This is a genomic window from Mariniflexile soesokkakense (genome assembly GCF_039650365.1).
Lineage (GTDB): Bacteria > Bacteroidota > Bacteroidia > Flavobacteriales > Flavobacteriaceae > Mariniflexile > Mariniflexile soesokkakense.
Map to the genome: position 1 here is coordinate 1 of NZ_JAZHYP010000015.1, position 8,935 is coordinate 8,935.

Genomic DNA, 8,935 nt, shown 5'->3' on the forward strand with positions numbered 1-8,935 from the left:
TCCTGTTTTATTCGTTCAATACGTGCTGCCTCAAGTTTTCTTGCTTCTGCCTCTTCAACGGCTAATCTTTGTTTCTCTTCTTCTTTAGCTTTGGCTATTGAATCTTGAATTCTACTTTCATTTATTTCTGTTTCTCCATTACTTACAATTTCTTGTATTCTTTTCTGTCTTGCTTCCTTTTGCTTAATAGATTTAATTCTTTCCTTTTCTTGAAAATCATAAAATAAATCAGATATTTCATCATTAAAAACTAAATATTCGGAGTCAACATATCCAACCCAACCATTATATTTTATCTTAAAAACATCCTTTCCCAAATAATCTAGCACAATACAAGCTTCATCAACTTTAAATTCAGTAATTCTACGAGAAAAGGTGTGAGAAAGGTTATCAACGGTTTTATACAAAATTCCATCTGTAGAAAATTCAGTTGCTATTTCCCTTTCTTGAGAAAAAGATATAGAGAACAAACTCAAATAGAACAGAATAAAATAAAAATATTTAGCCATTAATTAAGTAAATAAAAAACAAAGGGATTATAATAAGTTGTTTTTTAAGATTATTGGTAATAATTGGGGTAACATAAAAATTTAATTACATACAATATTCGGTAAAATTAAAGACATTTTCAAATTCCTCCGTTTAACCCATAAATTTACCGACAAACAAACTTAGAAACAGTATAAATAAAAAACAAAAAAGCTTCACTAATAATTAGTGAAGCTTTTTGTGAGCCCTTCAGGATTCGAACCTGAGACCGCCTCCTTAGAAGGGAGGTGCTCTATCCAGCTGAGCTAAGAGCCCTCAACACAATAAACAAAAATATTTTTGTTTTCCGGTGTGCAAATATAAAATTAACTATAAATCTAACAAAGATAAAATTGATATTTTTATTAGTTAATTCGTTTTGTTTTATTATATAATTAAATATCACCTAAATACCTTCATTAAAGATACTAATTTCTTCTTTAATTTAATTTTAAGTCAATACCTTTATGCTTCAAAATCATATAAAATGATTAATGAATTAAAAGAAAATTATGGTTACCTCTTTGAAGATGCCCTTTTAATGGAAATTAACAGTGTTGGTACTTTTAAAGAAATACCCGAAGGTTTCCAACTTATAGACATTGGAAATTATATAAAATCGATGCCTTTGTTGGTTAGTGGTGCCGTAAAAATTTTGCGTGAAGATGATAAAGGCGATGAATTATTGCTCTATTTTATTGAACGTGGCGATACGTGTGCCATGACACTATCATGTTGTATGGGGCAGAAAAAAAGTGAAATTAGGGCAGTTGCCGAAACACCCACCAAACTTATAATGATTCCTGTTGAAAAAATGAGCGAGTGGATGGGTAAATACAAAAGTTGGCAAAATTTTATTCTTCAAAGTTACCATGATAGAATGACCGAGCTATTACAAGCCATTGATACTATTGCTTTTTTAAAAATGGACGAGCGTCTTTTTAAGTACCTAAAAGACAAAGCCATGGTAAACCATAACGATGTTATTCAGGTAACACATCAAGAAATTGCTTTCGATTTACATACTTCCAGAGTTGTTATTTCCAGGTTACTAAAAACTTTGGAAAATGAAGGCAAAATTAAACTTAACAGAAACAGCATTAAAATTTTAGACTTGTAATAGTGTGTATGTAACCTATGTTACTGAATTAACCTTTTTAGTAGTCTAGTTTTGTATTTTAAAACATAACTATGGCTATTATAGATTTTTTAGGTTTTTTAGGCGCATTCTTAATTGGGGTTGTTTTAGGTATTATTGGCGGTGGTGGTTCTATACTAACAGTACCTTTACTGGTATATCTTTTGGGTTACAACCCTGTAGTTGCAACAGCATATTCTCTATTTGTTGTAGGGACTTCATCTGTTGTTGGGGTTATTCAAAAACATCAAAAAAAACTGGTCGATTTTAAAACTGGTTTAGCTTTTTCTTTTCCATCGTTTTTAGCTGTTTACCTTACAAGACGCTTTTTAGTTCCTAATATTCCTGACGAAATTTTCAATTCAAACGGATTTATTATAACCAAAGAAATTGCCATCATGGTATTTTTTTCCTTAGTTATGTTTGCTGCATCAATTTCCATGATAAAAAACAAACATAAATTAACTACTGTTTTTATAAAGCAACCTTATTATAAAACATTTACACAAGGCTTGATTATAGGAGGCATTACGGGAATAATTGGTGCCGGTGGTGGTTTTTTATATGTACCAGCGTTGGTACTTTGGGCTGGTTTATCTATGAAAAATGCCGTAGGCACATCATTAGTAATCATTTCTATAAATTCCATAATTGGTTTTTTAGGTGATTTACACAACTTAAATACCGATTGGGTATTCCTACTAATATTTTCATTTTTAACAATTTCGGGAGTTCTGTTAGGCGGTTATTTATCAAAATATATTTCAAACAAAAAACTAAAAAAAGGCTTTGGTTGGTTTATTTTAATCATGGCTATTTATATAATTACCAAAGAATTTTCATAAACTAGAATTGTAACTTTTGTTACTGTCAAAATTTGAAAAATGACCTATTTTTACAATTAATAACTATTTAATTATGACTATTGAACAAATATATACAGGATGTTTAGCACAAGGTGCATATTACATAGAAAGTAACGGCGAAGTGGCTATTATAGATCCTTTAAGAGAAGTAACACCATACATTAAAAAAGCAAAACGTAATAACTCAAAAATTAAATATATTTTTGAAACGCATTTTCATGCCGATTTTGTTAGTGGTCATGTTACCTTAACAAAACTTACTGGAGCTCCCATAATTTATGGACCAAACGCAAACCCAACTTTTGATGCTATTATAGCCAAAGATGGTCAGGTTTTTAAACTAGGTAATATTACCCTAACAGCCTTACATACCCCAGGGCACACTATGGAAAGCACCACTTATTTGCTAAAAGATGAAAACGGAAACGACCATGCTATTTTTAGTGGTGATACCTTGTTTTTAGGTGATGTTGGCAGACCAGACCTAGCACAAAAAGCAGCGAATATGACACAGGAAGATTTAGCAGGTTTACTTTTTGAAAGTTTACGCAACAAAATCATGCCTTTAGCCGATGATGTTATTGTATATCCGGCACATGGCGCGGGTTCTGCTTGCGGTAAAAACTTAAGTAAACAAACTGTTGGAACTATTGGCGACCAAAAGAAAACCAATTATGCGCTTCGTGCAAATATGACCAAAGATGAATTTATTAAAGAAGTTACTGATGGATTATTGCCTCCTCCTCAATATTTTCCTTTAAATGTGAAAATGAACAAAGAAGGTTATGATGATGTAGATGATGTTATCAATCGTGGCACAACCCCTTTAACACCATTAGAATTTGAACATCTAGCTAACGAAACAGGTGCTATTGTTTTAGATGTGCGCCATCATGATGAATTTGCAAAAGGACATATTCCCAGATCTATTTTCATTGGAATTGAAGGTAATTTTGCCCCTTGGGTTGGATCTCTTATTGCCGATGTAGAACAACCTATTTTACTGGTTACTCCCGAAGGTAAAGAAGAGGAAACTATTATACGTTTATCACGCGTAGGCTTTGATAAAACCTTAGGTTATTTAAAAGGTGGTTTTCAAGCATGGAAACATGCAGGCTTAGAATACGATACTGTAACATCTATTTCAGCTTCAGAATTAAAACAGACTTTAGATAAAGAACAAGTGCCCGTTTTTGATGTTCGAAAGGATGGTGAGTTTAAATCTGAACATGTTAAAAATGCATACCACACTTCTTTAGATTATTTAAATGAACATCTTAACGAATTTCCTGAAGACCAACCTTTTTATCTCCATTGTGCAGGTGGTTACAGGTCTATGATTGCTGCTTCTATTTTAAAAAGCAGAGGTATTCACAACTTAATTGATATAACTGGAGGTTTTGCTGCTATTAAACAAGCAGAAATCCCCGTAACAGATTACATATGCCCAACAACATTATAATTATGGCTTTTTTTTCATTCCTTTTCGGAACCCAAGTACAAAATACCAATATTAAGATATTGGAAACACAAGAATTCAAAAAACAAATTACAGGCAATTCTGTGCAATTAATTGATGTAAGAACAGCCATTGAATTCAAATCTGGTCACATTAAAACTGCTAAAAACATCGATTTTTTCTCAAGTAAATTTAATTCTCAACTAGAGAAATTAAACAAAGAAAAACCAATTTATGTTTACTGCAGAAGCGGTAACCGAAGCAACAAAGCCGCAAACCAATTAGCTAAAATGGGGTTTACTGAAATTTACGATTTAAAAGGCGGTTTTTTAAACTGGAAAGAATAAATAAGCTGACTGTTTTATTGCATTCTCAAAATTTAACTTTAGTAACATTTGTTACAAACCTTTAATAATATATTAAATACTTTTGACATGTCTTAATAGACTCACCCATAACGGTGATTAATAGCAATAAAAGCATTCTTAAATTAAGAATGCTTTTTTATTTTGCTTTGAGAGCAAAATAGAAAAGCCTACCATTTCTTTACCCTAAGCAACTATTAAATTAAGCAAACCTATTTTATCATATCTAGAGTTGTGATAGTTCTAAACCCTGTATGGTCTGAACCAGAATCTGTACTCATTCCCATTTTAGCTGAAATTCTAAAACTGGCACAGTATGATGTATTGCATAAAAAAGAACCGCCTTTTATTACGTGTTCTACTTGATAGGGATTGTCTGGGCTATAAGAAGTATTGGAACCCTTAGGATTTAAAATTGTTTGAGAGATGTCTAATTCTTTATAATAGTTAACATTAAACAAATCGCTAGTTATTTCCCAAACATTTCCAAGCATATCATATAATCCTATGGAATTTGGTGGATATGATTTTACAGGCGCTATCAATTCAAAACCATCTTTCGATTCGTTCTTTACAGGAAAAACACCCTGCCAAGTATTGGCATGCTCATTTAATATTTCAGGATTATTTCCCCATGTGTAAATATTATCTGTGTCTTTACCTTGAGCTGCAGATTCCCATTGCGCCTCGGTAGGCAATTTTCGGTTAGCCCATTTACAATAAGCTAAAGCGTCTTCTAAAGCTATGTGCACTACCGGATAATTATCTTTCCCTTCTATAGAACTTTCTGGTCCTTCTGGATGTTTCCAGTTCGCTCCTATTTTCCAAATCCACCATTGCGTATAGTTATCCATAGAAGCTACTTTATTTACATCTTTATTAAAAATTAAACTTCCAGGTTGCAAAATAGAATCATGTGGTTTAGGAGTATTTTTAGGCAGTTCTTTTTTCATTACTTCCCAGTCTACTGGTCTTTCCGCAATCGTAATGTATTTTGTTGCATCAGCAAAAGCCTTGAATTGTTTATTGGTTACTTCGGTTATATCAATAAAAAAACCATCAACAGTTACATTATGCCCAGGCATTTCTCTATGCATAGCATATTTATCGCCGTCTTTAGCGCCTTGTATAAATGTTTTTCCTGAAACCCAAACCATACCTTCTGGAGCATCAATAGGATTAACATCCCCTTGCTCTGTTTCATAAATATTTTCACTATTCTTTTTTGAGTCGTTTTTACATGCAACAAAAAGAATAATTATAAGGCATGTATAAAGGCTCAACAAGAGTTTTGTTCGCATCTTAAATAATTAGAAATGTAACAAATATACAAATTGAATATTAAACAAAAACTGCTTAAAAATTCAAACTATAATTTATATTTGAACCAAACTAAACTAAAACATTATGCAAATTTTATCTTTTTTGGGCTTTACTATATTAGTAGCTGTAATCTCATATTTTAAAACTAGGAAAACTGATGAGTCTACTTCAGATGGTTATTTCTTAGGAGGCAGGAGTTTAACAGGTGTTGTTATTGCTGGTTCGCTACTCTTAACAAACCTATCAACCGAACAGATTGTTGGATTAAATGGTTCAGCCTATAAAGAAGGTATTTTAGTTATGGCATGGGAAACGTTAGCTGCCATAGCTATGGTAATAACAGCTTTGTTTTTATTACCAAGATATTTAGGAGGCGGTATTGCAACCATTCCTACCTTTTTAGAACAACGTTACAACAAAACCACTAAAGCAGTTACTTCAGGGTTGTTTTTATCAGGTTATGTTGTTGTATTATTACCAATAGTACTTTATTCTGGAGCTTTAGCTATTAATGCTATGTTTAATGTACCAGAAATGTTAGGTGTTTCAAAAAACTTGGCGTTATGGATAACTGTTTTTTCAATAGGCATTATTGGTTCTATTTACGCCATTTTTGGTGGTTTAAAGGCTGTTGCCGTATCAGATACAATTAATGCCGTTGGTTTATTAATTGGAGGTCTTTTAATTCCTTTCTTTGGTTTGCGCGAAATTGGAGGAGGGAGCATTTCTGAAGGTATCACCACATTAATGACTTCTAACCCAGAAAAATTTAATGCCATTGGTGATACCAGTTCATCAATACCTTTTTCAACTATTTTTACAGGTATGATGCTGGTTCAATTATTTTATTGGGGAACCAACCAAGCTATTATACAAAGAGCCTTAGGTGCTAAAAATTTAAAAGAAGGTCAAAAAGGGTTACTACTCGCCTCTTTTATAAAAATTTTAGGTCCACTTATTGTTGTGGTTCCCGGTATCATTGCTTTTCATTTATTTCAAGGTAGTCTTGCAAACCCAGACGAAGCCTATCCCAAACTTGTAACACAAGTATTACCTGCTTCTTTAGTTGGCTTTTTTGCTGCCGTGCTTTTTGGTGCCATATTAAGTTCTTTTAATAGCGCACTTAATAGTTCTGTTACTTTATTTGGTATTGATATTTATAAAGAATTCGTCAATAAAGAAGCTTCGGAAAAGGAGACTGTGAAGGCCGGTAAACTTTTCGGGGTGTTTTTAGCTCTATTGTCTATGTTTGTAGCTCCCTTTATTGCTAATGCACCTGATGGCCTGTTTGGATACCTTCAAGAAGTTAATGGCTGTTATAGTATTCCTATTTTAACCATTATTGTTGTGGGGTATTTAACAAAGCGAGTACCTGCTAAAGCTGCAAATATTGCTATTGTTTTGGGTGCTATTTTATATATGATAAGTCAATTTGTACTGAAACCTTATGTATTTGGAGCCGATAACTATCCACATTATTTACACGTTATGGCTATTTTGTTTGTTATGAATATTATAATTATGCTAATTATTGGGAAGTTAAGCCCAAGAACATCAGATTACAACCAAGTGTTTACAAACGAGGTAGACATTACTCCTTGGAAACACGCAAAAACCATTGGAGCAGTCATTATATTAATAGTTGTATCTATATATATCTATTTTTCTTAGGCTACAGTTTAGTAAAAGTTGCTTCAAAAAAAAGTCCAGATTTTTAAACTTTAAAAATCTGGACTTTTTTTGAAGCTATTTATATTTAATGAAATTTAATTAACTGTATAAACTCAATAAATCAATTATAAACATGGTAGCTTTAAAGCATAACTTTTTGACCAGAAATTATTTAGAAAACTAGAAAGATTTAGACACGCCAAGTCCAAAGGACAAATAATTTAAATCCATGCTTATTGTTTGATTTTGAATTACATCTATATCTCTTGAAAGTGAACGATATCTTAAACTTGGACGTAAACTCCAGTTACTACCAATTACATAATCTAACCCCGTTTCAATTTGCCATCCCAAACCATGACCAGAATCGTCAATGAGTTCTCCATTCACATCCTCAAGCTTTAAATGATTGTAAATGGCACCTAATCTAAATAAATATGATAAATCTTCTGAAATCCATAAAGGATGAATAAATTGTAAACCAAAGGTATAGCCATTCTCTTCAAAGTCCATATTAGAATCTTCTATTGAAAAGGTATTATTGCCCCAACCCAAATAGGTATGCAAATGTTCCATAAATCTATAACCTACAGTGACTTCAAAACCAAAGCCAGTTTCAATGTTTGAGCCCTTAAAATCTTCCGCTGGAAAGTTAATTCCTGGTCTAAACTCAGCAGACCATTTGTTCTGTGCTTCTAGTGTACTTCCTAAAAATAGTATTGAAATCATTATTATTTTAATCTGTTTCATGATAAAATAATTTTAGTTTGTACTATAAAGTTTCAGCCCTCGTTTTAATGCGATTATTTTTTGTTTCGATAATGTTTCTCAAGGTGTTTCTTTTTGTTTTTCCACTATAGATTGCAACACTTCAAATGAATGATTTACATATTCTAACAACTCATTGAGTTATAGCTGTGTTAAAAAATCAACGAATTTAAGCCGTATTTTTTTAAAACTGATCGCAAGTCCGTCAATGGAAGTTCAATTGAATACGTACCTGTATAAGATGGACATATCACACAATCATCAAAATAAAATTCGATATAAGTATCGTTAAACACAAAGTTGTTTTTACTAATAAAAAAATCGTCTGAAGATACTTCCCAACAATCATAATACATCTTGCCTTTACCAATTTGTTTATTTATAGTTTCGTTTATGATTTCTACTAACTCTTCTTCTGATCCTTGCGTAAAAAAATCTTCATACTTCATAAAGACGCCTCTAATTAAATCGAAATTAAAACAGTCGAAAGAATAACTAGGATGCATGGCTCCCGAATAAAAATTTTCTTTATAAAACAACACACTTACAAGCCGATCATTAACATTGTATATTTTGTAATCTATAAACCGTTCTTCCTTAAATGTTATAGCTTCTATACTATCGCATAACAATTTACTCGCCATGATATCAGATTCAATTTTGGTTATATTAATATAATAATCATTTATAAACTTATTAAAATTTCCGTTAGTTCGATTATAAGAATCATTAAGTAAAGGGTAATTAAAATTGATGGTGTAGTTTTTGTATTCAGTATGGCGGTTCAAACTATTATGTTGGTAGCTGTTTATTTTGG

Annotated in this window: 9 protein-coding genes and 1 tRNA gene; 5 read left to right on the forward strand and 5 right to left on the reverse strand. The window is 31.9% G+C overall.

Features of this window, described 5'->3' with window-relative positions; genetic code table 11:
- Both VP395_RS15640 and VP395_RS15645 read right to left on the reverse strand, forming a co-directional pair.
- The coding region (locus VP395_RS15640) for a hypothetical protein (RefSeq protein WP_346242968.1) at positions 1-509 on the reverse strand (509 nt) is incomplete at its 3' end.
- 221 nt (positions 510-730) lie between these two features.
- Positions 731-804, reverse strand: a tRNA-Arg gene (locus tag VP395_RS15645).
- Positions 805-1,015: 211 nt separating this feature from the next.
- Between VP395_RS15645 and VP395_RS15650 the strand changes: the two genes are divergently transcribed.
- From VP395_RS15650 to VP395_RS15665, 4 genes are all read left to right on the forward strand, one after another.
- A complete protein-coding gene (locus VP395_RS15650) occupies positions 1,016-1,648 on the forward strand; it encodes a Crp/Fnr family transcriptional regulator (RefSeq protein WP_346242969.1) in 633 nt (210 codons plus the stop codon).
- Positions 1,649-1,719: 71 nt separating this feature from the next.
- Positions 1,720-2,511, forward strand: coding sequence for a sulfite exporter TauE/SafE family protein (locus tag VP395_RS15655; protein WP_346242970.1), 792 nt, complete (start codon positions 1,720-1,722; stop codon positions 2,509-2,511).
- Between the two features lie 73 nt (positions 2,512-2,584).
- Positions 2,585-3,994: an MBL fold metallo-hydrolase gene (locus VP395_RS15660; RefSeq protein ID WP_346242971.1), complete on the forward strand. Its 1,410-nt coding sequence runs from the start codon at positions 2,585-2,587 to the stop codon at positions 3,992-3,994.
- 2 nt (positions 3,995-3,996) lie between these two features.
- On the forward strand, positions 3,997-4,338 hold the full coding sequence (locus tag VP395_RS15665; protein WP_346242972.1) for a rhodanese-like domain-containing protein: 342 nt from the start codon (positions 3,997-3,999) through the stop codon (positions 4,336-4,338).
- Between the two features lie 230 nt (positions 4,339-4,568).
- On the opposite strand, the gene VP395_RS15670 is transcribed toward VP395_RS15665, so the two are convergent.
- Positions 4,569-5,657 carry a formylglycine-generating enzyme family protein gene (locus tag VP395_RS15670; RefSeq protein WP_346242973.1) on the reverse strand — a complete coding sequence of 363 codons (1,089 nt, stop codon included), beginning with the start codon at positions 5,655-5,657 and terminating at the stop codon, positions 4,569-4,571.
- A 106-nt stretch (positions 5,658-5,763) separates the two neighbouring features.
- Between VP395_RS15670 and VP395_RS15675 the strand changes: the two genes are divergently transcribed.
- Positions 5,764-7,350, forward strand: coding sequence for a solute:sodium symporter family transporter (locus tag VP395_RS15675; RefSeq protein ID WP_346242974.1), 1,587 nt, complete (start codon positions 5,764-5,766; stop codon positions 7,348-7,350).
- A gap of 180 nt (positions 7,351-7,530) precedes the next feature.
- Here the strand turns inward: VP395_RS15675 and VP395_RS15680 are convergent, their stop codons facing one another.
- Positions 7,531-8,100: an outer membrane beta-barrel protein gene (locus VP395_RS15680; RefSeq protein WP_346242975.1), complete on the reverse strand. Its 570-nt coding sequence runs from the start codon at positions 8,098-8,100 to the stop codon at positions 7,531-7,533.
- A 170-nt stretch (positions 8,101-8,270) separates the two neighbouring features.
- Positions 8,271-8,935 (reverse strand): RsiV family protein (locus VP395_RS15685; RefSeq protein ID WP_346242976.1); only part of this gene is annotated, 665 nt, incomplete at its 5' end.

Excerpts from the sequence above, each read along its gene's own strand:
- VP395_RS15650 (WP_346242969.1), top strand. The coding sequence starts at position 1,016 with ATGATTAATGAATTAAAAGAAAATTATGGTTACCTCTTTGAAGATGCC.
- VP395_RS15655 (WP_346242970.1), top strand. The coding sequence starts at position 1,720 with ATGGCTATTATAGATTTTTTAGGTTTTTTAGGCGCATTCTTAATTGGG.
- VP395_RS15660 (WP_346242971.1), top strand. The coding sequence starts at position 2,585 with ATGACTATTGAACAAATATATACAGGATGTTTAGCACAAGGTGCATAT.
- VP395_RS15665 (WP_346242972.1), top strand. The coding sequence starts at position 3,997 with ATGGCTTTTTTTTCATTCCTTTTCGGAACCCAAGTACAAAATACCAAT.
- VP395_RS15670 (WP_346242973.1), bottom strand. The coding sequence starts at position 5,657 with ATGCGAACAAAACTCTTGTTGAGCCTTTATACATGCCTTATAATTATT.
- VP395_RS15675 (WP_346242974.1), top strand. The coding sequence starts at position 5,764 with ATGCAAATTTTATCTTTTTTGGGCTTTACTATATTAGTAGCTGTAATC.
- VP395_RS15680 (WP_346242975.1), bottom strand. The coding sequence starts at position 8,100 with ATGAAACAGATTAAAATAATAATGATTTCAATACTATTTTTAGGAAGT.